General features: G+C 74.5%; 22 protein-coding genes, 2 pseudogenes and 1 riboswitch. Of the genes and pseudogenes, 13 read left to right on the top strand and 11 right to left on the bottom strand.

Going from position 1 to position 25059, the window contains the following annotated elements; all coding sequences use genetic code 11:
- Positions 1-51 precede the first annotated feature (51 nt).
- Positions 52-478, top strand: a pseudogene (locus tag ABT245_RS17960) (peptide-N4-asparagine amidase); the annotation flags it as partial.
- Positions 479-584: 106 nt separating this feature from the next.
- On the opposite strand, the gene ABT245_RS17955 reads toward ABT245_RS17960, so the two are convergent.
- Positions 585-1034 carry a MarR family winged helix-turn-helix transcriptional regulator gene (locus tag ABT245_RS17955; RefSeq protein WP_351734565.1) on the bottom strand — a complete coding sequence of 150 codons (450 nt, stop codon included), beginning with the start codon at positions 1032-1034 and terminating at the stop codon, positions 585-587.
- Between the two features lie 116 nt (positions 1035-1150).
- Here ABT245_RS17955 and ABT245_RS17950 point away from each other — a divergent pair, with 116 nt between their 5' ends.
- Both ABT245_RS17950 and mltG read left to right on the top strand, forming a co-directional pair.
- Entirely contained in the window at positions 1151-2953 is a 1803-nt protein-coding gene (locus ABT245_RS17950) for an ABC transporter ATP-binding protein (RefSeq protein ID WP_351734563.1), read from the top strand.
- A gap of 43 nt (positions 2954-2996) precedes the next feature.
- Positions 2997-3866 carry an endolytic transglycosylase MltG gene (mltG, locus tag ABT245_RS17945; RefSeq protein WP_351734561.1) on the top strand — a complete coding sequence of 290 codons (870 nt, stop codon included), beginning with the start codon at positions 2997-2999 and terminating at the stop codon, positions 3864-3866.
- A 95-nt stretch (positions 3867-3961) separates the two neighbouring features.
- Here the strand turns inward: mltG and ABT245_RS17940 are convergent, their stop codons facing one another.
- From ABT245_RS17940 to ABT245_RS17930, 3 genes are all read right to left on the bottom strand, one after another.
- Entirely contained in the window at positions 3962-5056 is a 1095-nt protein-coding gene (locus tag ABT245_RS17940) for an NAD(P)-binding domain-containing protein (protein ID WP_351734559.1), read from the bottom strand.
- Entirely contained in the window at positions 5053-5334 is a 282-nt protein-coding gene (locus ABT245_RS46115; protein ID WP_502982143.1) for a hypothetical protein, read from the bottom strand. Before ABT245_RS46115 ends, ABT245_RS17940 begins: the two co-directional genes overlap by 4 nt.
- Before the next feature lie 194 nt (positions 5335-5528).
- A complete protein-coding gene (locus ABT245_RS17930; protein WP_351734640.1) occupies positions 5529-6266 on the bottom strand; it encodes an ABC transporter ATP-binding protein in 738 nt (245 codons plus the stop codon).
- 67 nt (positions 6267-6333) lie between these two features.
- Between ABT245_RS17930 and ABT245_RS17920 the strand changes: the two genes are divergently transcribed.
- Entirely contained in the window at positions 6334-6528 is a 195-nt protein-coding gene (locus ABT245_RS17920; RefSeq protein ID WP_351734644.1) for a hypothetical protein, read from the top strand.
- Positions 6529-6819: 291 nt separating this feature from the next.
- Here ABT245_RS17920 and ABT245_RS17910 read toward each other — a convergent pair whose 3' ends face one another.
- Complete coding sequence (locus tag ABT245_RS17910) at positions 6820-6903, bottom strand: putative leader peptide (RefSeq protein WP_351734638.1); 84 nt, start codon at positions 6901-6903, stop codon at positions 6820-6822.
- A gap of 115 nt (positions 6904-7018) precedes the next feature.
- Here ABT245_RS17910 and ABT245_RS17905 point away from each other — a divergent pair, with 115 nt between their 5' ends.
- The gene (locus ABT245_RS17905) at positions 7019-7444 is read left to right on the top strand and encodes a secondary thiamine-phosphate synthase enzyme YjbQ (protein WP_351734557.1); all 426 of its coding nucleotides are present in this window, start codon (positions 7019-7021) and stop codon (positions 7442-7444) included.
- 43 nt (positions 7445-7487) lie between these two features.
- Here ABT245_RS17905 and nhaA read toward each other — a convergent pair whose 3' ends face one another.
- A complete protein-coding gene (gene nhaA, locus ABT245_RS17900; RefSeq protein WP_351734555.1) occupies positions 7488-9359 on the bottom strand; it encodes a Na+/H+ antiporter NhaA in 1872 nt (623 codons plus the stop codon).
- Positions 9360-9860: 501 nt separating this feature from the next.
- On the opposite strand from nhaA, the gene ABT245_RS17895 reads away from it, so the two are divergent.
- From ABT245_RS17895 to ABT245_RS17870, 6 genes are all read left to right on the top strand, one after another.
- Positions 9861-10307 (top strand): hypothetical protein, encoded by a 447-nt coding sequence (locus ABT245_RS17895; protein ID WP_351734553.1) that lies wholly within the window; start codon positions 9861-9863, stop codon positions 10305-10307.
- On the top strand, positions 10304-10582 hold the full coding sequence (locus tag ABT245_RS17890) for a hypothetical protein (protein WP_351734551.1): 279 nt from the start codon (positions 10304-10306) through the stop codon (positions 10580-10582). The genes ABT245_RS17895 and ABT245_RS17890 overlap by 4 nt, the downstream gene beginning before the upstream one ends.
- Positions 10583-10778: 196 nt before the next feature.
- A riboswitch (cobalamin riboswitch) is annotated at positions 10779-10992 on the top strand.
- A gap of 54 nt (positions 10993-11046) precedes the next feature.
- Entirely contained in the window at positions 11047-12090 is a 1044-nt protein-coding gene (locus ABT245_RS17885; RefSeq protein ID WP_351734549.1) for an ABC transporter substrate-binding protein, read from the top strand.
- Entirely contained in the window at positions 12087-13100 is a 1014-nt protein-coding gene (locus tag ABT245_RS17880) for a FecCD family ABC transporter permease (protein ID WP_351734547.1), read from the top strand. The genes ABT245_RS17885 and ABT245_RS17880 overlap by 4 nt, the downstream gene beginning before the upstream one ends.
- Positions 13097-13921 (top strand): ABC transporter ATP-binding protein, encoded by an 825-nt coding sequence (locus ABT245_RS17875; protein ID WP_351734545.1) that lies wholly within the window; start codon positions 13097-13099, stop codon positions 13919-13921. Before ABT245_RS17880 ends, ABT245_RS17875 begins: the two co-directional genes overlap by 4 nt.
- Before the next feature lie 36 nt (positions 13922-13957).
- Complete coding sequence (locus ABT245_RS17870) at positions 13958-14125, top strand: hypothetical protein (RefSeq protein ID WP_351734543.1); 168 nt, start codon at positions 13958-13960, stop codon at positions 14123-14125.
- Here the strand turns inward: ABT245_RS17870 and ABT245_RS17865 are convergent.
- Together ABT245_RS17865 and ABT245_RS17860 are read right to left on the bottom strand one after the other, a co-directional pair.
- Positions 14122-14625 (bottom strand): GreA/GreB family elongation factor, encoded by a 504-nt coding sequence (locus ABT245_RS17865; RefSeq protein WP_351734541.1) that lies wholly within the window; start codon positions 14623-14625, stop codon positions 14122-14124. The two genes, ABT245_RS17870 and ABT245_RS17865, sit on opposite strands and share 4 nt — an antisense overlap.
- 344 nt (positions 14626-14969) lie before the next feature.
- Positions 14970-15356, bottom strand: a pseudogene (locus ABT245_RS17860) (beta-1,3-glucanase family protein); the annotation flags it as partial.
- Between the two features lie 675 nt (positions 15357-16031).
- On the opposite strand from ABT245_RS17860, the gene ABT245_RS17855 reads away from it, so the two are divergent.
- Entirely contained in the window at positions 16032-17738 is a 1707-nt protein-coding gene (locus tag ABT245_RS17855) for a PHP domain-containing protein (protein ID WP_351734539.1), read from the top strand.
- A complete protein-coding gene (locus ABT245_RS17850) occupies positions 17735-18358 on the top strand; it encodes a hypothetical protein (protein ID WP_351734537.1) in 624 nt (207 codons plus the stop codon). The genes ABT245_RS17855 and ABT245_RS17850 overlap by 4 nt, the downstream gene beginning before the upstream one ends.
- Before the next feature lie 219 nt (positions 18359-18577).
- Here ABT245_RS17850 and ABT245_RS17845 read toward each other — a convergent pair whose 3' ends face one another.
- The 3 genes from ABT245_RS17845 to ABT245_RS17835 all read right to left on the bottom strand — a co-directional run bounded on the left by ABT245_RS17845 (position 18578) and on the right by ABT245_RS17835 (position 25057).
- A complete protein-coding gene (locus tag ABT245_RS17845; RefSeq protein ID WP_351734535.1) occupies positions 18578-19408 on the bottom strand; it encodes a helix-turn-helix transcriptional regulator in 831 nt (276 codons plus the stop codon).
- A 100-nt stretch (positions 19409-19508) separates the two neighbouring features.
- Entirely contained in the window at positions 19509-21407 is a 1899-nt protein-coding gene (locus ABT245_RS17840) for a hypothetical protein (RefSeq protein ID WP_351734533.1), read from the bottom strand.
- A complete protein-coding gene (locus tag ABT245_RS17835) occupies positions 21404-25057 on the bottom strand; it encodes a vWA domain-containing protein (RefSeq protein ID WP_351734531.1) in 3654 nt (1217 codons plus the stop codon). The genes ABT245_RS17840 and ABT245_RS17835 overlap by 4 nt, the downstream gene beginning before the upstream one ends.
- Positions 25058-25059 lie beyond the last annotated feature (2 nt).

Raw genomic sequence — 25059 nt, 5'->3', positions numbered from 1 at the left:
GCCGGGACGGCCGACTCCCCGTAGAACATCGGTCGGTCGGGCTCGGGGTGCCGCTGGACCGACGGCGAGACGATGGACGGCCGCCTCGGCGCCACCTGGACGGTCGAGGAGTCCGTCACGGTCCATGGGGCGGCACGAACCGGACCGCGCGCACGGACCGGACCTAGACGGTGAACGGCGTGACGACGACCGGCGTGGACGACCGGCTGCGCACGGTCATGGCGTTCGGCGTTCGGCGTTCGGCGACCGGGTGTCGGTGGTACAGACCGGGGACGGCCGGCGCACCGCGTGGCCGCGGCTCGACGACACCTACACCCGGCGACGCGACCTACACGCTGAACGTGCCCCGTGACCAGCGGCACGCGGTCGACAGGGCGGGCGGGCACTACCGGTTGTACGGCTCGCAGAGCTGCTACGACCGGTCACTGACGACCGACCGGCCGTCCAGGGAGTGCTCACCGAGGACGTCGACCGCTGCTGGGCGGGGCCAGGTGCCCCCGAGCCGCGGCAGCCGCGCCGGCCCCGGTGCAGCGGCACCCGCTCCGGCGTTCCGTGCCCCGGGGCTCGCGCAGGTACCGGGTCGCTCAGCAGCGTTCGTTGAGCGCCCCGTCGATCAGGGTGTCCAGGAGCCCGCCGAGCAGTTCGCGCTGCTCGGCGGAGAGCGGCGCGAGGATCTCCGCGGCCGCCGCCCGGCGCGCGTCGCGCAGTTCCGCGAGCGTCACGCGCCCGTCGTCGGTCAGCTCGATCCGGGTCACCCGGCGGTTCGTCGGGTCCGGCACCCGGCGCACCTTGCCGCTCGCCTCCAGCCCGTCGACCAGTGTGGTCACCGCGCGCGGCACCACTTCCAGGCGCGCAGCGAGGTCGGCCATGCGCGGCGGCGAGCCGTAGTGCGCCAGGGTGCGCAGCAGCCGGGACTGCGCCGGGGTGACGCCGAGATCCCGGCGCTCCAGATGGCGCTTCTGGATGCGGTGGACCCGGCGGGTGAGGCGCAGCAGCTGCTCGGCGAGGAGGCCCTCGGGGTCGGGGGTGGTCATGGCGGGAACAATATCAGGACGGCGTTCATTGTGAGTGAGGGTAACAATGAGCTATGATCCTCCAGTCGTCGTCGGCCGGTCTGCGTGCCGACGTCACCTCACCTCCGTAGGAGCCCATGCATCCCGAACACAACCCCACCTGGACGCCGACCGCCGGTGCGCAGGGACAGCCCCGGCAGGTGCGCCGCATCCTGGCCCTCTTCCGCCCCTACCGCGGGCGACTCGCGATCGTCGGCGTGCTGGTCGGCGCCTCGTCGCTGGTGTCCGTCGCCACGCCGTTCCTGCTGAGGGAGACCCTGGACGTCGCCATTCCGCAGGGCCGCACCGGCCTGCTGAGCCTGCTCGCGCTCGGCATGATCCTCAGCGCCGTCCTCAACAGCGTCTTCGGCGTGCTGCAGACCCTGATCTCGACGACCGTCGGCCAGCGCGTCATGCACGACCTGCGTACCGCCGTCTACGGCCGCCTCCAGCGCATGTCGCTCGCCTTCTTCACCCGGACCCGCACCGGCGAGGTGCAGTCCCGCATCGCCAACGACATCGGTGGCATGCAGGCCACCGTCACCTCCACCGCGACCTCCCTGGTCTCCAACCTGACCGGCGTGGTCGCCACGATCGTCGCGATGATCGCCCTCGACTGGCGGCTGACCGTCGTCTCACTGGTCCTGCTGCCGGTGTTCGTGTGGATCGGCCGCCGCGTCGGCAACGAACGCAAGCGGATCACCACCCAGCGCCAAAAGCAGATGGCCGCCATGGCCGCCACCGTCACCGAGTCCCTGTCCGTCAGCGGCATTCTGCTGGGCCGCACGATGGGCCGCGCCGACTCGCTCACCCGGTCCTTCGCCGAGGAGTCCGAGCAACTGGTCGACCTGGAGGTGCGGTCCAACATGGCCGGCCGCTGGCGCATGGCCGTGATCACCATCGTCATGGCCGCGATGCCGGCCGTCATCTACTGGGCCGCGGGGATGACGCTCCAACTGGGCGGTCCCCAGGCGTCCATCGGCACCATCGTCGCCTTCGTCTCGCTCCAGCAGGGCCTGTTCCGCCCGGCCGTGAGCCTGCTGGCGACCGGTGTGCAGATCCAGACCTCGCTCGCCCTCTTCCAGCGCATCTTCGAATACCTCGACCTGCCGATCGACATCACCGAGCGCGACGAGCCCGTCCATCTGGACCGGGTCAAGGGCGAGGTCCGGTTCGAGGACGTGGAGTTCCGGTACGACGCCGAGAGTGCCCCCGTGCTGGCCGACATCGACATCACCGTCCCCGCGGGCGGCAGCCTGGCGATCGTCGGCCCGACCGGCGCGGGCAAGTCCACGCTCGGCTACCTGGTGCCCCGGCTGTACGACGTCACCGGGGGCCGGGTCACCCTGGACGGCGTCGACGTGCGTGACCTCGACTTCGACACCCTCGCCCGCACGGTCGGCGTCGTCTCGCAGGAGACGTACCTCTTCCACGCCTCGGTCGCCGACAACCTCCGCTTCGCCAAGCCGGACGCCACCGACGAGGAACTGCACACCGCGGCGAAGGCGGCCCAGATCCACGACCACATCGCGGCGCTGCCCGACGGCTACGACACGATCGTCGGCGAGCGCGGCCACCGCTTCTCCGGCGGGGAGAAGCAGCGGCTTGCCATCGCCCGCACCATCCTGCGCGATCCACCGGTCCTGATCCTCGACGAGGCGACCAGCGCCCTGGACACCCGTACCGAGCACGCGGTTCAGGAGGCCATCGACGCCCTGTCCGCCAACCGGACGACGCTCACCATCGCGCACCGCCTCTCCACCGTCCGCGGGGCCGACCAGATCGTGGTCCTCGACTCCGGGCGGGTGGCCGAACGGGGCACGCACGAGGACCTGTTGGGGCTGGGCGGGCGGTATGCGGCCCTGGTCCGCCGGGACGCGCAACTGGAACCGACAAGCTGAAGATATGCCAGGTTTGCGGAGGTATGCGGGTTAACGTGCCCGCATGCAGATGAACACTCCGCCACGGAGCACGATTCGACTCACGCGCCGGGGCAAGCTCGTCCTCCTTGTGACCGGCGTCGTCGTGGCCGGCACCGCCGTGGCGGTGCCGCTGCTGACCCTGGGCGAGGAGCGGCGGTCCGGCAGCCTGGTCATCCCGGAGGGCTGGCGCGCGAGTCAGGTCTACGAAGCCGTCGACAAGGCGCTCGCCCTGCCCGCGGGCAGCACCGCGAAGTCCATCGACAAGGCCGGACTCAAGCTGCCCCATGACGCCGACGGCAACCCGGAGGGCTACCTCTTCCCGGCGACGTACCGCGTCGACAAGGACAGCACGCCCCAGACGCTGCTGCAACGAATGATCGACACCGCGAACGACAAGTTCGACGTCGCCCCCGTGGCGGCCGGTGCCCAGCGCAACGCGATGAACGTCTACCAGGCGGTCACCATCGCGAGCATCGTGCAGGCCGAGGCCGCCTCCAGGACCGACATGGGGAAGGTCGCCCGGGTCGTCCTCAACCGGCTGGAGCGCGGTATGCCGTTGCAGATGGACTCCACCCTCAACTACGCGCTGCGCCGGCACGCCGTCCGCACCAGCATGGACGACACCCGGATCGACAGCCCCTACAACTCCTACCAGCGCATGGGCCTGCCGCCGACACCGATCGACAACCCGGGCGAGGACGCGATGCGCGCCACGCTCAACCCGACACCGGGCAGCTGGCTGTACTTCGTCACCGTCAAGCCGGGCGACACCCGTTTCACCGACGACTACGCGGAGCACCAGCGCAACGTCGCGGAGTTCAACGCGCTCCAGCAGAAGAAGAGCGAGACGCCACACAGTCCGAGCGCGACGGCATCGCGGTCTGGGGCCTAGCTAGGCCCTGTCGTCGATCTCCCGCCCGCCCTTCGGGCGAACGACGCGGGTTCGACGACAGGACCCAGCAGTCCCCGGGGTGAGCCGACGCGACGTCACGCGGCGAGCGGCTGTGCGGCCAGCAACTCCCTGATGTCCCGTACGGCGGCGCGCCCCGCCCGGTTGGCGCCGATGGTGCTCGCCGACGGGCCGTAGCCGACCAGGTGGATCCGCGGATCGGCGACCACACGGGTCCCCTCGGCCCGGATCCCGCCGCCCGGCGCGCGCAGCCGCAGCGGCGCCAGATGGTCGAGGGCGGCCCGGAACCCGGTCGCCCACAGGATCACGTCGGCCTCCATGTGCCGCTCCCCGCCGAGCCCGGGGGACTCCAGCCACTGGACCCCGTCCGGGGTGATCCGGTCGAACATCGGCCGCCGGTCCAGGACACCGTCCCGCAGCCCCCGCCGGATGGCGTCGTTGAGCGGCAGACCGGTGACCGAGACCACACTCCGGGGCGGCAGCCCCTGCCGCACCCGCTCCTCGACCAGGGCCACCGCGGCCCGGCCCGCACCCTCGTCGAACAGACCCTCCCGGAAGACCGGTGGCCGGCGGGTGACCCAGGTGGTGGCCGCCGCGTACGGGGCGATCTCCAAGAGGTGCTGAGTGCCGGACGCGCCGCCGCCCACCACGACCACCCGCTGCCCGGCGAACTCCTCGGGCCCCGCGTACTGCGCGGTGTGCAACTGCCGTCCGCGGAAGGTCTCCTGCCCCGGGTAGCGCGGCCAGAACGGCCGGTCCCAGGTGCCGGTGGCGTTGATCAGGGCGCGCGTGGACCAGGTGCCGTCCGAGGTCTCCACGAGCAGCCGCCCGTCCGTACCCTCACGCACCGCGCGGACGTCCACCGGCCGCCGCACCCGCAGGTCGAACGCCCGCTCGTAGGCGTCGAAGTAGGCGCCGATGACCTCCGCCGACGGTCGTGCCGGATCGGCGTCGGTCAGCTCCATGCCCGGCAGCGAGTGCATCCCGTGCACCTTGCCGTACGTCAGCGACGGCCAGCGGAACTGCCAGGCGCCGCCCGGCGCGGGGGAGCGGTCGAGGACCACGAAGTCACGGTCCGGCTCGAAGCCGGTGCGCCGCAGGTGATAGGCGCTGGACAGACCGGCCTGGCCAGCGCCCGTGACGACAACCTCGACCTCGCGCTCGTTGTTCACGTCCCTGCCAACAGCACCGTGGCCGCGGATCTTCCCGCGCGCCGGCGCGCGGGAGGGCGCCTGCGCTGCGGACCGCGGACCGCGGACCGCGCGCCGCGAGCCGTGCCGGCGGGTTCAAGACTCGTGCGCGAGATGAGCTTCAATCCGGTGGAGGCGTGCGCGATCCGCTGTTCCGAGGTGACGAGTTGCGGATCGACGGCGACCGGGACCCGGGTGGAGTCGGTGCGCCGCACCGAGGCCGGCGCCACCTCGTAGGGCAGCCCGGTGTCTTCGCCCACTCTTCCTCGTGAGGCGCCGCCACAGGCGGTGAGCAGCAGGGCGAGGGGCAGGAACAGCGCGGCGGGGGACGGGGCGACATCGCGTGGCGGGTCCGATCGTGTCCGAACGGAGCGCGGCGGCCTCGGAAGGAATCCGGGCCGCGGCGGCGGGGGCGCGGTCGGCTTCTGGGCGGGGCCGGGCTGTCGCGCGGAGGTCAGGCGGCTTCGGGGCCGGTGCCGAAGCCGAGCCGCTCCAGCAGGCCGGCGCGCAGTTCCGCGAACCGGGGGTCGGCGATGCCTCGCGGCCGACCGAGATCGATCCGCTGCTCGTGCGCGATGACGCCGCCGTCCATGACGAGCACGCGGTCGGCGAGCAGCACGGCCTCCTCGACGTCAGGGGTGACCAGCAGTACGGCGCAGCCACGGCGCTGCCACACTTCCCCGACCAGCCGCTGGGCCTTGATACGGCTGAGCGCGTCCAGCGCGCCGAACGGCTCGTCGAGCAGCAGCAGATCCGGTTCGCGTATCAGGGCGCGGGCCAGCGAGGTGCGCTGGGCCCCGCCGCCGGACAGTGCCTTCGGCCAGGCGGCGGCCCGGTGGCCCAGCCCGATCTCGTCCAACGCCCGTTCCGTGACCGACCGCCCGGCCTTGCCCGGCAGCGCGAGCAGCACATTGCGCCACACCCGCTTCCACGGCATCGGCCGGGGCGCCGCGAAGACGACCGCCCGGCGCCTCGGCACCAGGACGGTGCCCTCGATGTCGCGGTCGAGTCCGGCGAGGATGCGCAGCAGCGTGGACTTGCCGCAGCCGCCGTGCCCGAGCAGCGCGACGAACTCGCCCGGCCGGACGTCGAGATACAGATCGTCGAGCACGGCACGGCCGTCGAAGCGTCGGGTGAGTCCGGCGACATGGACCGCCTGGGCGGTCACCGGCCGGTGAACGTCGGTCGCCATTGCAGCAGCAGCCTTTCGGTTTTCGAGGGAGCGGACGACGAAGCCGGCCGGCAGGCCGATGGACGGCATGGACGATCAGACAGACCACGATCACATCGGTGCGCAGGACGTCCCGTGCCCGCACCCTCAGGAAGCCGAAGCCGAAGCCGAAGCCGAAGCCGAAGCCGAAGCCGAAGCCGAAGCCGAAGCCGAAGCCGAAGCCGGAGTCCGCGTCGACCTGCCCGGCGACGACCAGCGCCGACCGGCGACGCCGAGGCGGTAGCGCAGCCCGGTGCCGAGGGCAGCGAACCGTCGGCGACGAGATCGCCGCCGCCCTGCGCGATCCGGCCCGGCGATGCCAGCGCGCGGGACGTCAACCCGCCGTCGGCGATGAGGAGTTGCCACAGCGCGAGCAGCAGTACGGGGCCGGTGGTGCGGCGCAGCCAGCGGGTCATGGGTGCTCCACGGGCAGAAGATGCGGTGAGGGGTGCGCCTCAGCGCCGCCGCGTCAGGACCGGGCCGACCGCGCGGGCGGGAGTGCGGAGCGCGGATGAACGCGCGGGAGCGAGTGGCGTCAGCGGCCGCGGCGACACGCGGCGGAGGCCACCCGCAGCAGGTCGATGTGACCGCGCGTGGTGAGCAGGGCTGAACGCTGCATGCGGGCGACCGTAGCCAGCCGGGGGCGCGGCGGTCAACGGCGTCTCGGGGAGCGGACCCCGCATACCGGCGGCAGGCGACGTTCGGAAACCGGCCCCATGCGCGAGGATGGTGACATGTCAGATGCCTTCACCACGCGCGTGCTGAACGTCGCCACCGGCTCCCGGGAGCGGGTCATCGACCTCACCGGTGACTGCGAGGCCTTCCTGCGGGAGACGGCGGCCGGCCGCGACGGTCTGCTCAACATCTTCGTCCCGCACGCCACCGCGGGGATCGCCGTCATCGAGACCGGCGCCGGCAGCGACGACGACCTGCTGGCGGCCCTGCACACCCTGCTGCCCGCGGACGACCGCTGGCAGCACCGCCACGGCAGCCCCGGCCACGGCCGCGACCACGTACTCCCCGCGATCGTCCCCCCGCACACGACCCTGCCGGTGCTGCGCGGCCGCCTGGAACTCGGCACATGGCAGTCCGTGTGCCTGGTGGACACCAACCGCGACAACCCGAACCGGCAGGTCCGGCTGAGTTTTCTGGGTGGATGATCCGGGGCGGACGGTGGCGTTGTCGGGCTCCGGGGCAGTACAGCTAGCGGCTCGGGTTCGTCAGTGATGCCCGGTCCCGGGCCGTGCGTACCGCCAGGGACAGTGAGGCGGCATCGTACGCGCCGTGGTGGCGCCGGCCGTTGACGAAGAACGTCGGCGTGCCCGAGACCCCGCTCAGATCGGCAGACTCCACGTCCTCGGCGACCCGTTCCGCGCCGGCCCGCGCCCTCAGGTCGCGGCGGAACGCCGTCATGTCGAGCCCGGTCCGCTCGGCGTGCTCCAGGAGGTCCGTCACCCGCAGGCTCCCCTGGTGGCTGATCAGGACGTCGTGCAGCTCCCAGTAGCGGCCCTGCGACGCGGCGGCCTCCACGGCCTCCGCGGCGAGCTGCGCGTCGGGGTGGACATCCGTCAGCGGCAGATGCCGCCAGACGTAGCGCAGGTCGTCGCCGAACTCGGCCAGCAACGCGCGCACCACCGGCTCCGCCCGTCCGCAGTACGGGCATGCGTAGTCGCCGTACTCGACCAGGGTCACCGGAGCGTCGAACGGGCCGCGCACATGATCGCGCGCCGCGTCGACGGGATCGCTCAGATCGACGAGCGGTTGCCCCTCGCCCAGCAGGGCCCGGGTCCGCCGACGCGCGGGCAGCAGGGCGACGGCCCGCGTCAGCACCCAGGAGATCAGGCAGGACAGCACGACGGCCGCCAGAATGCCGGCCTTCGCCTGTTCCAGCCGCTGCCCGTGGAAGGCGAGCGTGGCGATCAGCAGCGCCACCGTGAAGCCCACCCCGGCGAGGCTGCCGCCCACGGCGACCGCGCCCCAGCCCACCGCCGGGCGCAGCCGGCCCCGGCTCACCCGGGCCGCCACCCAGGTGGCGCCGAGGACGCCCGCCGGCTTGCCCAGGACGTAGCCGCACACGATGCCCAGCGTGACGGGCGAGGCGAACGCCGCCGCGATCCGGTCCGCGCTGATCGTCAGGCCCGCGTTGGCCAGCGCGAACAGCGGCACGATGACATGGCTCGTCCACGGGTGGACCATCCGCTGCAACCGCTCGTTGGGCGAGAGCGCGGAGGCCAGACCGCGGCGCAGGGTACGTTCCAGTTCCGGCGTCGGCTGCTCCCGAAAGCCCCGGAACAACCGGGTGACCCGCTCCAGGGCGTGCCGCTCGGCCGGACGGGCGTACGTCAGCAGCCCCATGGCCAGGCCGCTCACCACCGGGTCCACGCCCGACCGCAGCAGCGCGCCCCACAGGGCCACCCCCAAGGCCGCGTCCACCCCGGTGAGCCGGACCCCGGCCGCGCGCAGCACGAGAAGCAGGGCGAGGATGCCGAGCGCGAGACCCAGCGCCAGGAGGCGGACCGTGCCGCTGTAGGCGAGGGCGATGACGACCAGCGCCACCAGGTCGTCGGTGACCGCGACGGTGAGCAGGAAGACACGCAGGCCGCCCGGCAGCCGGGAACCGAGCACGGCTAGCATGCCGAGGGCGAAGGCCGTGTCGGTGGACATGGCGGCGCCCCAGCCGTGCGCCGAGTCCAGTCCGGCGTTGAAGCCGAGGTAGATCGCGACCGGTACGAGCATGCCGCTGACCCCGGCGACCACCGAGAGCACCAGGCGGCGCCGCTCGCGCAGTTCCCCGACATCGACCTCGCGGCGGGCTTCCAGACCCACGACGAAGAAGAACAGCGTCATCAGACCGCTGTTCACCCACTCGCGCAGCTCCAGCGACACACCGGCCGAACCGATCGTCAGCGACATGTCCGTCCGCCACCACGACGCATAGCCGCCCGGGGAGACATTGGCCCAGACGAGGGCCGCGATCACCGCGCCGAGCAGCACGGCGGCGCTGCCGGTCTCGGTCCGCAGGAAGGCGCGCAGCGGGCTGCGCGGACCCGCGCCGCACGCGGTCTGTCCGGTCATGGGCGCGGCCCCGGACGGTGCGGGACCGGTCGGCTCTGGCGGCACCTCGTGCACCCGCATCCGATCAGTCGACGAAGACCCCGGCCGGGCCGATGGGCGAGGATCCGGCCGGGCGGGGGCGGCCGTCCTCCAGGACGGGCACGCGGCGCCGGCGGGCCGGGACGGAGCCGGATGCCCTCGGACGCGTGCCAGTTTGTCGCGTGCGTGCCAGTTTAGTGAGGGGGCGCCGCGTGGCCGGAAATCGACGGCGGCCTTCTCCTTGCGGGTGGGCAGAAGTTGCGTCGCTGTGCAACTCTGGAGGTGCCGGAAGCCCGGAGGGCCGGGTGCCCGTCGACCGAGGAGGAGGTGAGCGACATGGATCGCAGCAGCAGTAGTCCGGGCCGCGCAAGGCCCCGCAGCCCCATGTCCCCCCGCTCCTCGGGCACCCGGTAGCCTCCCGCCCCGCACGGCGGCTGCCATGCCCTCGACCTGCCCCGCCGCGACGGGGAAGGGGAGGTACCCATGGCGAACCCGACCACCTCCGACTTCGCCCTCCGCCTCGCCGTCGGCGTCGTCTCCTGCGCGGTGTCCGGTATCGGCTTCCTCGGCGCCGGGAGCGTTTGTGGTCTCGACACGGCCGCCACACGGCGGTGTTCGGCCGCCGCCGGTCGGCCGGGGCCGTACCTCTGCGTGAGGCCGAGCCAGCGCGGGCTACCGGTGCGGCGCGACGGCGAGGACACCAGCGCTGTGCACGCCCGCGCCCGCCGCAGCGGGCGCCCCCGCCTCCGCTTCGCTGTGCGCGCCCGCCTCCGCCGCACTGCGCACGCCCGCGTCGGCCGCGGCGGTGACCTCGCCCGCCGCCTGGAACGGCTCATCGTCCGGCTCTTCCCGGAGTCCGGAGTGCGGGACCTGTACCGGCACCCGGACCATGGCTCGCTCGGCACGGAAGGGAAGGCGACGGCGGCATGAACGACCTCGACACCCAGAGCGCACGACGCACCGTCCGCCGCGCCGCCCGGCGCCTCGCGGAGGACGCCCCCAAGCTCGTCGTCGGCTCCGCGGACGCGTACCGGACCGGCCTCGCCACCCGCGCCGCCGACCTGCGCCGGGCCGTGCTCGCGGCCTGGCTCACCGGCGTGCCCGAGCACGTCATAGCCGCCGACGGCGGCCTGTCCTCGGCCGTCGTGCACGAGTGGATCTGCGCCGGGAGCCCGCCCGCGGAACCCGCCGACGGACCGGGGTGAGGCGCGACGTCCCACCCGGGCCGAAGTGCCGGTGTCAGGAGGCGGCCCGGCACGCCGATGCCGGCATGGCCGGGGTGGCCGAGGCGGCTGAGGTGGCTGAGGTGGCCGACGCGGGCGCCCGGCCCGGGGATGGTCCCGGCCCGGGGACGGGGTCCGGTCCGGGAGACGGGGCCGGGTCCGGGCCGGCGGGCGATCTTGGTAGCCTGACCGGGCCAGTCGTGCCACATCCGAGGCCAGGGAATCCGGTGCGAATCCGGAACTGACGCGCAGCGGTGAGGGGGACGGGCAGGGCACACCAAGCCACTGGGAGGGGTTCGGACCGGCCGCGAGGCCGGTGCGGGGCCGTACCGGGAAGGCGCCCCGTCCGGACGAACTCGAGTCCGAAGACCTGCTGGCACCTCCGCGCCCGCGCGCGGAGGACGTCCGTAGGCCAGGCTCCGCGTACGAGCCCCGACACCCGAGGCATGCCCGTGCTCCGTTCCACGTTCCGTCCCACCCTGCTCCTGCTCACCCCCGCGCTGCTGCTGACCGCGTGCGGCGGCGCCGGCCGCTCCGCCCCGGACTCCGGCCGCTCCGCCGCCGGTTACCCCCGCACGATCGACAACTGCGGCCATCCGGTCACCCTGACGTCGGCCCCCGAACACGCCGTCTCCCTCAACCAGGGCAGCACCGAGATCCTGCTCTCCCTCGGCCTCGGGAACCGTCTCGCCGGCACCGCCACCTGGACCGACCCGGTGATGAAGGGCCTGGAGAAGGCCAACGCGTCCGTGCCCCGGCTCGCCGAGAACAACCCCTCCTTCGAGAAGGTGCTCGACGCCGAACCCGACTTCGTCACCGCCTCGTTCGTCTCGACCCTCGGCCAGGGCGGCGTCGCCACCCGCGAACAGTTCGAGAAGCTGGGCGTGCCCACGTACGTCTCCCCGTCCGACTGCGCCGCCGGCAAGGACAACGCCAGCGGCGGCGACGGCTCCCGCAGCGCCCCGCTCACCCTCGACACCGTGTACGGCGAGATACGCGACCTGGCCCGCGCGTTCGGCGTCGACGAACGCGGAGACCGGCTGATCGCACGCCTCAAGGAGCGGGTGCGGGCGGCCACCGACGGCCTCGACGCCTCCGGCGTCTCCCTCATGTACTGGTTCGCCAACTCCCAGTCGCCCTATCTGGCCGGCTGCTGCGGCGCCCCCGGCGTCATCACCCGGGCCGTCGGCGCCCGGAACGTGTTCGCCGACACCCACGACGAGTGGCCCCAGATCAACTGGGAGACCGTCGCCGACCGCGACCCGGACGTCATCGTGCTCGGCGACCTGACCCGCAGGTCCCAGACGGCCGAGACCGCCAAGGCCAAGATCCGTTTCCTGGAGACCGACCCCGCCACCCGCAATCTCACCGCCGTCAGGAAGAAGCGGTACATCCTGCTCAGCGGGCAGGCCATGAACCCCTCCATCCGCACGGTCGAGGGGATCGAACGGGTCGCCGCCGGACTGCGTCACCTCGGGCTCGCCAAGTGAACCTCCGCGCCTCGCTGTTGACCGCCGGCGGGCTGCTGGCGGTGACCGCTTCGGTGGCGTTCGCCGTGACCATCGGCCCCGCCGACATCTCCACGGCCGACGTCTGGGCCTGCGTCGCCGCCCATCTCGGCTTCGGCGACAGCACGTTGGCGCCGCTGCGGGACGGCATCGTATGGAACCTGCGCATGCCCCGCACCCTGCTGGCCGGCCTCTGCGGCGCGGGCCTCGCGGTGTGCGGAGCGGTCATGCAGTCCCTGCTGCGCAATCCGCTCGCCGACCCGTTCGTGCTCGGGGTGTCCTCCGGGGCGTCCACCGGCGCGGTCGCCGTGGTCGTGCTCGGGGTCGGCGGGGGAGCGGTGTCCCTGTCGGCGGGCGCGTTCGCCGGCGCCCTGCTGTCCTTCGGGCTCGTCCTCGTACTCGGCCACACCCTGGGCGGCGGCCCCGACCGGGTGGTGCTCTCCGGCGTGGCGGCCATGCAACTGTTCTCCGCGCTCACCTCGTTCACCGTCCTGACGTCGGCGGACGCGGAGACCACCCGAGGTGTGCTGTTCTGGCTGCTCGGCTCGCTGACCGGCGCCGGCTGGGGCGAGGTGCTGCTGTGCGCCGTCGTGCTCGCCGGCGTTCTCCTGGTCTGCCTCGGACACGCCCGCACCCTGGACGCGTTCGCGTTCGGTGAGGACGCCGCGGCGGCGCTCGGTGTGCGCGTCGCCCGCACCCGGCTGGTCCTGCTGTGCGCGACCGCGCTGCTGACCGCGACACTCGTCAGCTGCACCGGGGCGATCGGCTTCGTCGGCCTGGTGCTGCCGCACGCGGCCCGCGCGCTCACCGGTTCCGGCCACGCCCGGCTGCTGCCGGTCACGGCACTGGCCGGAGCCGTCTTCCTGGTGTGGGCGGACACGGTCGCCCGTACCGTCATCGATCCCCAGGAGGTGCCGGTGGGCGTGGTGACGTCGCTGATCGGCGTACCGGCGTTCGTGGCGGTCCTGTACCGCGGACGGAGGCGGACATGACCGGGCAGGACCGCACGGCCGACCGGGACGGCCCGCCCGGTCTGCGCGCGGAGCGCGTCGCGCGCCGTGTCGACGGCCGGATCATTGTCGACGGCGTCACCCTCGCCCCCCGCCTTGGGGAGACGATCGGCCTGCTCGGCCCCAACGGCAGCGGTAAGTCGACTCTGTTGAGACTGCTCGCCGGAGTGCTCGCGCCCACCTCGGGAGTCATCACCCTGGACGGCCGCCCGCTGGCCCGGGTCGGCCGTCGGGCCACCGCGCGGCGCGTCGCCACCGTCGAACAGCACGCGCACACCCAGACCGAGCTGACCGTCCGGGACGTCGTCGCCCTGGGCCGCATCCCGCACCGGCGGGCCTGGGCCGCGGCCGGTGCCGAGGACGCGCGCGCGGTCGCTGACGCACTGGCCCGCACCGGGCTGACCGAGCGGGCCGACCAGTTCTGGCACACCCTGTCCGGCGGCGAGCGCCAGCGCGCGCACATCGCCCGCGCCCTCGCCCAGCAACCCCGCGAACTGCTGCTGGACGAACCCACCAACCACCTCGACATCCAGCACCAGTTGGACCTGCTGGACCTTGTCGCCGGCCTGCCGGTCACCACCGTGATCGCGCTGCACGACCTGAATCTCGCCGCGATGTACTGCGACCGGCTGCTCGTCCTGCAAGACGGCCGGGCGGTCGCGGAAGGCATCCCGTCCACCGTTCTCACGCCCGCCCTCATCGAGCGGGTCTACGGTGTCCGGGCCGAGGTCACCCAGCACCCCGGCCACCCGGTGATCCGCTTTCTGCGCCGGACGGCCCGCGCTGCGGACGGGCCCGCCTGACCGGATCCGGCACCGATGGCGGTGTGCCCTGATCACATGGGGTGGATCGAGTGGGTGACGGGGACAGGATTCGTACCCAGGGGCGACGACCGGCCGGCGTACGCGGAGACGGCCGAGGTGAGCGGCTGTCCCGTGGGGCACGGTCCGCTCGCGGTGGCCCGGCCCACGCTCGGAGACCTGCTGGCCGATGACGACGCTTCCTAGGGTCCGGGCCGCTCGTCCGCTCCCGCGGCCGGGTCGTCGGGCGCCTTGAGGGACAGTACGACGGCGCTGAGCCGGCCGTCCGGAGTGCTGTAGTCGACGGTGTCCCCGGCGCGATGCCCCAGCAGGGCCCGGCCGAGCGGGCTGTCGGCGGTGACCAGCCGCTGGTCGGAGGGCGCGGCCACCTCGCCGATCCGCAGGGTCTGCGCCGTGCCGTCCGCGAACCGCACCGTGACGGTACTGCCCACGCCCACCACACCGGGCGGGGGCGGGCCGGCGACGGCCGCGGTGCGCAACCGCTCGGCGATCCGGGAGATCCGGTCGTCGAGCCGGGCGAGTTCGGTGGCCCGCTGCAACTCGTCGGCCTGGTCCGCGGTGTCCCCCGTCCCGCCGTCGCTGTGCAGCGACGACGCGACCGCCTCCCGCTCGGAGCGCAGGTCGGCCAGCTCCCGCTCCAGCGTCCGACGGGATTCGGTGCCGATCGGCTCGGGTCCACCGGTCATAACGGCATGATGCGCTCCGCGGTACCCGTCCGCCACCGGCGGGCCCCGACCCGCTCGGCGCATTGCGCTCTCCCCGGGCTCGGCGACTCACCGTGACACGGCACGCGGGCAGCCGGGTGCCGCGGCGTCGTGGCTCAGCGCGCGGTTCCCCACGCCTCTTTGGGCGCCGGCACAGCCATGTGCCATTCCGCCCGGGCCGGGCGCTCGCCGTGACACGGCACGACGGCAGCCGAGGACGGCCGGTAAGTCCGGGGAACTCGCAGGTCACGAGCGCCTGCCAGGGGCCGGAGTCGGAGCCGGGGCGGGAACGGGGACCCCGCACGGCCGGGGCTTTCCCGGGCGCCCTAGAACGGGGTGAGGGTCACCCGGATTCCCGTCGGCGCCGGGTCCTCGATGTACGAGGCGAAGCCGGCCACGTCGTCGAAGGCGAAGCCGTACGCCCTGCCGTCCCGGGTCGCCGCGTGCAGCGCCTTGGCGTAGTGGTTGGTGACACCGGCCCGGTAGAACGCCGACGCGTCGGTGGTCGGCTGTGCCGCCGCCGCGACGAGCGTCGACCGGTTGAAACCGGCGCCGAGGACGGCGGCCACCGGACCGGTCGTGCCGTCGTTGGGCGCGGCGAGGGCACCGTCGCAGAACAGCACGTCCCGGGTGGACGGCCGGTCGAAGGCGACCGGCGCGGGCCCGTCGAAGGTCAGTTTCCCGCCGCGCACCCGGCCGGTGGTCGCGGAGGTTTCTCGGCCGGTCGTGCAGGGACGTGGCGTGCGGCTGCTTGGCCGCCGGGCCGCTCGTGCGGGGTGAGGTCCGCTGTGCCGTGCCGTCGGGCCGTCAGGCTGTGGCGGTCTGCCGTGCCCGCGGCTCCCGTGGTTCCCGCCGCCCCGGCGGACGGGGCGGACGGGCCGTGGGGCCGGGGGGCGTCCGCAGGTCTCGGTTTTCGTGTTCGTCGGTCCGGGCCGGTGGTGGTCGGGCGACTGTGGTGCGGCTCGGGTGCAGGGGCGAGGTCGGCGACGGTGGTGGCGCGGCCGGTGTCCTGGGTGCCCTGTGGGCTACGAGGACCTGCTCGTGGGCGGCCCGGCGGAACGGCCGGGGCGGTGTGGACCGTGGTGACGCGATCAGGCGCGGGCGTCGGGCCGGTGGTCGGCGGGGGATGAGGGGGGGGTTCCTGGCCGGGGTGCGCGGTGCGTCGTCGTGTGAGGGGGGTACGGGGACCGGCCCGGGGGCGGTGGCCGAAAACGAGTGGGTGAGGCGGGGTGCGTGGGAAGGTCCGTGCAGCTCCTGGTGGACTTCGACGCCCGCTGCACATCCGGCCTTCTTGGTCAAACCACCACCCCGATCCCGGCCGTTCATCAGAGCTTTGCAGACTCCGCACGTCCCAAGTGTGTACATCCCTGTTCCAGCGGGAGTTGAAAATGGGCCACGGCCACAGACATGACCAGGGTCATCACCACCATCACCACCACGGCAGCGACGAGCCCACGTCCCTGCCGCCCGCCCTCGACATGTCGGTTCCCGACGCCGAATTGACGCCCAGTCAGTTGTCGCGGCGCTCCATGCTCCGCCGCACCGGCCTGCTGGGCGCGGGCCTGGCGGCCGGCAGCGTACTCACCGGCGCGGGCCAGGCGGCCGCGTCACCGGCCGCGGCGCCCTCGTCGCACGGCTCGCGTTCGAAGGGCTACCTGTGGCTCGCCGGTGACCACCACATCCACACCCAGCACAGCTCCGACGCCAAGTACCGCGTCATCGACCACGTCCGCCAGGCCAACGCGCACGGCCTCGACTGGATGGTGATCACCGACCACGGCAGCGAGACGCACGCCAAGATCGGTGTGGAGAAGGTCAACCCGGACATCGTCGACGCCCGTGACAAGATCGACGACACCCTGGTCTTCCAGGGCCTGGAGTGGAACATCCCGGCCGCCGAGCACGGCACCGTCTTCGTCCACCCGGGCAAGAACGAGGTCGCCGTGCTGAAGGAGTTCGAGAACTCCTTCGACGGCGAAGTGAAGGCGGCCACCGGTAACACCCCGGCCAACGAGGCGCTGGCCATCGCCGGCCTCAACTTCCTCGCCGACCAGGTGCGCCGCCGCAAGGTCAAGGACGTCCTCTTCCTGGCCAACCACCCGGCCCGCAAGGGCCTCGACTCCCCGCACGAGATCCGCGGCTGGCGCGACGCTCAGCCCAGGATCGCCGTCGGCATGGAGGGCGCCCCCGGCCACCAGGCCGCCGGCATACCCGCCCCGAACGGACCGGGAGAAGGCCGGGGCTACTACGACAACAGCCCCGGCGCCAACTCGTTCCCCGGCTACCCGCTGGAGAGCTACCGCACCTGGGGCGGCTTCGACTGGATGACCGCCACCGTCGGCGGCCTGTGGGACAGCCTGCTCGCCGAGGGCAAGCCCTGGTGGATCACCGCCAACTCCGACTCCCACGAGGTCTACGCCGACACCTCCGTACGCGGCCCGAACAGCGACTTCGACGCCAACGGCCGCCACGCGGACCCCGTCTACGGCGGCGGGCTGAACCTGGCCGACGGCGACTTCTGGCCCGGCCAGTACTCCCGTACTCACGTCGGCGCCTCGTCGTTCTCGTACCAGGCGGTCATGGACGGCATCCGGGCCGGCCGGGTCTGGGTCGACCACGGCGGACTGATCAGCGGCCTGAACGCCCAGGTGCGCTCCGGGTCCAGGGCGGTCACGCTCGGCGGCTCGCTGGTCGTGCGCCGCGGCAGCCAGGTCGACCTGGTCATCGAGATCAGCCTGGCCAACGGCCCCAACTGGTCCCAGTTCGTGCCGAAGCTGGCCCGCGTGGACGTCATCCAGGGCGCCGTCACAGGCCGGGTCGCGGACAAGGACGTCTTCGCCACCCCGGACACCAAGGTCGTGAAGTCCTTCGAGGTGAACAAGTCGACCGGCTCCGTCCGGCTGACCTACTCCCTCGGCCGGGTGGACAAGCCGCTGTACGTGCGGCTGCGCGGCACCGACGGCAACCGCTCCGCCGTCGGCCTGAACGGCACCGCCGTGGACCCGGCGGGCCCCGCCCTGGACGTCGTCGGCGACGCCGACCCGTGGAAGGACCTGTGGTTCTACTCCAACCCGATGTGGGTCCTGCCCGCATGACGGCACCCCACCATGTGTCCGGCGTCCACTCCGTCATCGGGGTGGACGCCGGCACGGCGAGCCTGCGCGAGGCCGACCACCTCGTGCACCGCCTCACGGACGACCTCCGGCTCCCGGAAGGCACCGTCGCCTGCACCCATCTGATCCGCAGCGCCGAGCGCCGCGGGACGACGGTCTCGTTCGCGCTGCCGGACGCCGCGGCGGCCCGGGCGGCATGGCAGCGCCTGACGGAACGCGCCGACCCGGACCCGGGCCTGGGCGCCGTGCTCGGCGACCTGACGCACGGCTCGGCCGCATCGGCCCGTACGGCGGCCCCGGGCGCCGCGGAACACGCCCGTCGCAGTGGCGGGCGGGCCGTGCTCTACCCCGGCGCGGACCGGCTCACCGGCACCGTCGTCCTGGCGGAACTGCTGGCCACGACCGCCGTCGAACGGGTCGTCGTGGTCGGCGCGCCCTTTGCCGACGGGCCCGACCCCGGGACCTCGGTGCTCACCCGGGACCATGTGCGACCCGAGTGGCGCGACGGCCTGCTGACCCTCGCCCTCGTCCCGGCGGTCGGCGGGACACTCGCACCCTTCGAGGTGCCCAACCCCACGCCCTGCTGCGCCGACCACGGCTGACGCTCCCGAGTGACGCCTGACGCCCGTGACCCCTGGCCCGTGAGCCCTCGCCCCTTGCCCCTTGCCCCTTGCCCCTCGCCCCTGGCCGGGGGGCCGTGACCTGCGGGCCGTGGCGTGTGACCCGTGAACCGTGACGCGTGACCCATGGGCCGTGGCCCGTGACTCGCGGCCCGTGGGCCGGGTCGGCCGCCTGGCCACCGGCCGGCGGCTGCGCCGCCGTCACGCGGGGCGGCGCCTCCCCGCAGGCGTGCCGCCCCCGCTGGCCCCGGTCCGCGGGAGCAGACCCAACTGCTGGGCGCGGAGCACGGTGCCGACCCGGTCGCGGGTGCCGAGCTTCCGGTAGATCTTCTCGATGTGCTTGTGCACCGTACGGTCGGAGATACCGAGGCGACGGCCGATCGCCGCGGCCGTCAGGGCGTCGGCGAGAAGCAGCAGCACGGTCGTCTCGCGCGGCGTCAGCGCACTGTCCGCCGCCCGCTCGTCGGGGGACACGGCTCCGGGCAGCAGCCGCCGCCACTGCTCAAGCAGCTGCCGCTGCCGGTCCACGGCGGCCAACAGCGGCTGTGCGCGCCGGGCGAGCAGGATGTCGTCGTCGGTGAAGTCCGTACCGGAACGGTAGACGATGCACCCGGTGATCGGGGTGGTCGCCTGTGGCAGCGGCACCGCAAGCGCATGGTCCGCGTCCAGGGTCCGGCCGAGCAGCCGGGCCGTCGCGCCGGCCGGCCAGGCCGGGCCCGCCAACCGCCGTGCGGTGACCGGCTCCCGGCCGGTTCCGGTCAGATAGTGGGAGGCGAACGGCCGTCCCCTCCTGAGCAGCCCCAGATCCGCGGCCCCGAGCCGGGCGAACTGCGCCGCGGTGTCGCCGGCCAGGCCGACCGTTCCGCTGCCCGCGCTCCAGTCGTCCAGCTTGAAGATCACCGCGTCGCCGCCGCACAGGCCCGGCAGGGCGTCGGCCAGCAGCGGCCACAGCCGCCCGGGGTCGCGTTCGTGGAGGGCCGCCACGGCCACGGACGCGATGCGCTCATAGGCCGCCTCCGGTGATCGTGCCACGTGTTCCTCTCACTCGGTCGTATACGCAGTTGTACCCATATCCGTGCGCCACCTGCCTGACCGAGACTTCAACCGAGCAGCATCACATGTCTGGATGTGCTCAGTGCGTGCGGGCCGCCGAGACGGGGGAGCGGCGGCCCGCACCCCAGGCCGCGGCGCACAACGCCCGGTCCACCTCCTCGGTGTACCGGGCGGCGGCCAGCCAGCGGCGGGCGAACCGGTCCCGGTCGGCCGGCAACAGGCGGCCGAAGGGATCGCGGGCGCGGTCCGCCGCGGCCGAGTGCAGGGCGTCGACGAGGTCGGCGGCCGTCGCGAGGCCATGCCGGCGCAGCCGGCTGCGGTCCGCCGTGTCACCGCCGGAAAAGGCCAGCACGCGCCGCCCGCCGGACGCCGCCTGCTGGATCCGGCGGCGCAGCAGATACAGCGGGGCCTCGTCGGGTGCGGGCCGGGGTGCGCCGGCCGCTGGCGGCGGGCCGGTGGGCAGATCCGAGCGCAGCAGACGGTCCAGGCCCACGTCCACCCGTGTGTCCGGATCCGTCGGACGGCTCGCGGCGAGCAGCAGGGCACGGGGGTGCGCGGCCGGGGTGAGCCGGGCGACGATCCGCAGCCTGCTGCCGCACGCGGCGGCCAGCAGACGGAGGTTGTCGCGGTCGGGGAGCGCCGGGTGGTCGTGGGCGGCGGCCAGCCGCAGCGTCAGCCCGCCGCACTCCGCCAACAGGGCCTCGCCCGTCGTCTCGCGCACCGTGCCGACGAGCGTGACGTCCAGGAACAGCAGGTCATGGCCGTCGTCCAGCGCCCGGTCCACCTGGTCCGCGACGGGCACGGCCCACAGCCCGGCGAGGGGCGGCTCGCTCCAGGCGGCACCGGAAGCACGCACCGCCCGTACCGCCGAGCCCGCACCGAGCCGGCCGGTCGGGGAGACGGTCGCACCGGACACCGCGAGCCCGGCCCGGGCCAGCGCGCGGTGCGTCAGAGCGGTGTCCCCGATGCGTACGGTCCGGTCGGCGGCGCCCATCGCCCGGCCGGCGCCGCCGGGCGCCACGTCGGACACCGAGTAGAGGCGCCCCTGGGCGTCCGCGGTCCAGGTGACGGCGCCCGCGTACCCGGTCGCCGTGAGCACCGGTTCGGAGAAGACGCCGTACAGGCGCAGCGAGCCGTCCGGCGTGTACGGCTGGCGTACGGTGCCGCGCAGGGCGGCCAGCTCCGCGCCCGTGGCGTGCGGGACGAGATGCGCGACGGTCAGCACCTCGTGCAGCGCGGCGACCAGGTCGGCGAGGCGGTACGCCGGGTCGGCGGAGCGGGCCGCGCGTACCGCGGTGACCACGGACAGTGCCGCGGTGGCGGCCCTGGGCAGTCCCGCGAGCCGTGCGGTGTGCGCCGCGCGCAGCAACTCCGCCTGGAGCACGGCTCCGGCGCCGTCCGCGCCCGCCTCCAGCACGGCGGCGGTGGCGTGCCGCAGATCCTGGGCGGCGGCCCGCTGACCGGGCGTGGCCGTCTCGGGCCCGGCCGTCTCGGACCCGGCCGGCCCGGCCGGCCCGGCCGTCACCGCGCCGTCTTCGCAGGACGGCGCCGGACCGGCGCCGACGGTGGCGTCCCCGGCGGGGGTCGATTCCGCAGCGGCCCTCGCCCCCGGTGCCCCGGGCGTCCCCGTTCCCGGCTGCCCGCAAGCCCCCGGTTCCTCGGCGGTTTCTTCCTCCCCGGTGGCCTCGGGTGCGGCGACCGGGGCCGCGCAGGCCGCGGCGGCGCGATGCAGGCAGTCGGGGGCCAGCAGACAGCCGCAGCGGACGGCGTCCGCGCTCGTCACCGTGCCGCCCGGGGCGTGGAGTTCGAGGTCGGTCGTGTCGTCGACGGCGATGCGTACCGTGTCCCCGTCGCGGACGACGGGCCGGCCCGCCAGCTTGGTGACGCCCGCGTCCAGCCGCTTGCGCAGCCGCGGGGTCAGCGCCCCGACGAGTTCGGCGGTCACGGACGGCGCGACCGGGGGAAGCCCCTGGTTCATGCGATCTTCTCCCCTACCCAGCGGGCGAGTTCGAGCGGACTGAGGGCGGCGACCGGCATCCCCGCGGCGACCAGCTGTCCCGCCACACCGGTGGAGTAACGCGGACGGCCCGAGTCGTCGAGGCTCGCGCAGCCCAGGACCTGGCACCCGGCACCGACCAGGGCGCGGACCTCGGCGAGCAGCCCGCCGAGCGGGTAGCCCTCCTCGAAGTCGCTGACCACCACGACCAGGGTGCGGGACGGCACGGTGACCAGCTCGCGCGCGTGCCGCAGCCCGGCGGCGATGTGGGTGCCGCCGCCCACGCTGACCTCCAGCAGCAGGGACAGCGGGTCGGCCACGTGATCGGTGAGGTCGATGACCTCCGTGGAGAACGCCAGGAAGTGCGTGGACAGCGTCGGGACCCCGGCAAGCACCGACGCGGTCAGGGCGGCCCACACGGTGGACGCCTCCATGGACCCCGACACGTCGGTGACGAGGATCAGACGCCAGTCGGCGGCGCGCCGGGCCCGGCTGCGGAAGACGGGGTGCTCCGGCACGATCCGCACCGTGCCGTCCGGACCGCGCCGCGCGGTCGCCAGATTGGCCCGGAGCGTGCGGGGCAGGTCGAGCCCGCCGCCGGGCCGCCGCCCGGGACGCGGCAGCGCCGTGCCGTGCAGTGCGGGCCGCAGCCGCGTGGCCAGCTCCCGGGTCAGCGCCTCGACCAGGCGCCGTACGAGCGGACGCAGCGCGGCCAGCCGGGACTCGGGCAGCCCGCCCGCGTGCCGGAGCACGGAGCGCAGCAGATCCACGGAGGGCCGCACGCTGTCCGCGTCCAGCTCGCCGACCACATCCTGCCGGCCCGCCGCGGCGGCGGCCGCCAGCACCTCCTCACGGATGCCCGGACCGAACAGGGCCGCCAGTTCCTCGGACCACTCCCGCACCCCGGGATACGGCGCCTCCCGGCCGCCCCGGCCCGTGCCGGCCGGGCCGCCCCGGCTGCCCTCGCCGCGTCCGGCGCCGTACAACTCGTCCAGCGCGGTCGCCAGCGGTGCCGCAGACGCGGGCAGCCGGTCGCTGCGGCGGCCCAGCACCAGCCGCCAGCGGTCCACGGGGGTGAGGTGTCTGCCGTCCTCGGGGGCGCCGCCGCCGGCCCGTACGGGCGCGGACTCCTCGTCCGGAAAGTCCGCGGGCGGCGGCAGCAGCCCCAGCGCGCCCAGCGCCGCACGGGCCGCGAGGTCCGCCGTCGTCCATGTGGCCAGCGCGACCGGGTCGACGCCGGCGGTGTCCCCCAGACGGCTGGTGCCGAGCCGCTCCTCCACGGTGCCGAGGAGCCGGTCGCGGGCTGCCGGGCTGAGCGTGTCGAAGCCGCCGCGAAGCGCCGGGAGCCGGTCGGTGAAGTCCCGGTCGGACAGCTCCGACACCCCATCGAGCAGGGGCTCCAGGGCGGGGGCCGCGGACTCCAGGAGCGGGCCCGCCGCGGTGAGCAGCCCGGCGAGCCGGGCGGTGAGGGCCGACCGGGAGTCGGGGTCGCGGGCCCCGTCGACCCAGGAGGCGACGCGGGCACCGAGGGCACGGGGGTCCTCGTGCCCGAGCAGCACCCGTACGGCCCCGGCGGCACCGCGCATCAGCGGGGAGCCGCCGGCCGCCAGCCGGGCCAGTGCGTCGGTCAGCCGTATGCCGCCCAGCACGTCTGCGCGATGGGCGAGTTCGAGCAGGGCGCGAGCGTCAGCGGGATCCTCGGAGCCGGTGAGTCCGTCCACCTGACGTACCGCGGCGGCCGTGAGCAGTTCGGCCGCGGCCCGCGCCCGCCCGGTCCGTTCCGCAGTGGCGTCGAGACCGGGTACATGGCCGGCCCGCAGCCGGTCCGACAGGGCCAGTCCGGCGAGGAGTTCGGGCAGCGTCCCGGACTGCGGCAGCACGGCGGCGGTGTCGGCGAGCCGCTCGTCGGTGAGCCCGGACAGACCGCACTCCGCCGCTTGCGTCAGCCCGGTGAGGGTCTGCGCGGCCGTGGGCCCGCCCTCGTCCCGCTCCGCCCGCCGCCGCTCGCGCAGCACGCCCTCGGCGGCCTGGGCGGGCGTGACCCCGCGGGCCCCGGCCGCCGTCAGCATCGCCGCGGTGGCGGGGGTCCAGCGCACCTCCCAGCGGGAGGTCAGCGCCTCGGCCCCGCCCGTGCCGACGACCTCCTTGGCCTCCGCGTACGGCACGCCGCACACCGTCAGCCGGCGCAGCAGGAGTTCCCGCCTGCGGTCGAGTTCGGAACGGAGCGGATCGAGCCGGAGGTCCCGGGCGCCGCCCGGCCCGTCGGCACCGGGGCCGGGCAGTCCCAGGTCCGCCAGCTCCGCCTCCACCGCCGGGCCGAGGCCGCTGCGCGGTGCGCCGGGCGCGGGCCGGCCGGTGCGGGCGCCGACGAGCACCTTCTCCATCGCCCGGGCCACGGCCCGTCCCCGCCCGTACGGCTCGCCCTGCGCGAGCACCGTCTGCACCGCCTCGACCAGCTCGCCCCGGCCGGCCGCGGGCAGCCCGCGCAGCCGCGCGAGGTCACCGGCGAGCCGGCTGATCTCGCGCGCGTCGGCGGGACCCGACGGATGTCCGAGGGCCCGCAGCTGCGCGCAGATCCGTACGGCCGCCCGGGTCAGGGCGTCCGTCAGCGCGGCCGGGTCGCCCGCCGCGCCGAGGACCAGGTGCTGCCACTCCGGGTCACGGATCCCCGCGGGATAGCCGGAACGCTCGTCGAGGAGCGCGTAGGTGTAGGGGATGAGCGAAGTCGTCCAGACGGGGCGCGCCGGGTCCGCGGACCCCGGCCCGCGGCCGTCCGCCGGGCTTCCCCCGTCCGCCGGCGGCTGTTCCGGCGCGGTGACCGGGGCGGGCAGTGCCGGAGCGTGGAAGGCGCCCACGACCACGGCGGCCCGCTCACCCCCGGCGGTGGCGGCGGCCAGACACGCGCGCATCCACCGCTCGCGCCGCAGATCCAGCTCCGGGACACCACCCGAGGCCGTCGCGTCCGCGCGCAGCGCCCACCCCGCGAGCAGCGCCGCCCGTCGCAGCGCCTCCGGCGGCGAACCCGGTGCGGCGGCCTCCACGAGCCGGTCCCAGAGATCGTCACCGGGACGGCCGGTGAGCCGCGAGCGCAGCGCCCCGGAGAGACCGGGCGCCCCCGGCTCCGGCGCGGGCCCGCATCCGTCGGCCCTGTCGGCCCTGTCGGCCTCCGCGCCTCCGTCGGCGTCCGGACCGATGGTGGCGTCCGCCCGCGGGTGCCGCAGCGTCCGGTTCACGCTCCACGCCCGGTCCGCGAGCGGCAGATCGCAGGCTACGACCGGTACGGCGTGCCGCGTCGCCCAGCGGATCGCCGCGAGCTCGGGCGAGAAGTCGGCGAACGGATAGAACGCCGGACCACCGCCCCCGGCGGCCGGTGCGGCAGCGAGGGCGACCGGGGCCCGTGTCTCCTCGTGGGCGAGCCAGGGCAGCCAGTCCTGCAGTTCCGCGGGCAGCTCGACGAGCAGCACGTCCGGCCGCGCCGCGGCCAGCAGCGCGGGCACGGCCGCGGCCAGCGACGGCGCATGATGCCGTACGCCGATGAGGTAGGGCGCCGCCGGATCGGTGAGGGCGGCGACGGCTTCTTCGGGGGAGGCGGTGGCGAGGGGCACGGCGGGGGAGGCGCTGGCGAAGGGCACGG

The organism is Streptomyces sp. NPDC001508 (genome assembly GCF_040298665.1).
Classification (GTDB): Bacteria; Actinomycetota; Actinomycetes; order Streptomycetales; family Streptomycetaceae; genus Streptomyces.
Note: the sequence above shows the minus strand (reverse complement) of the source record. Positions and strands in the feature narration are given on the sequence as shown.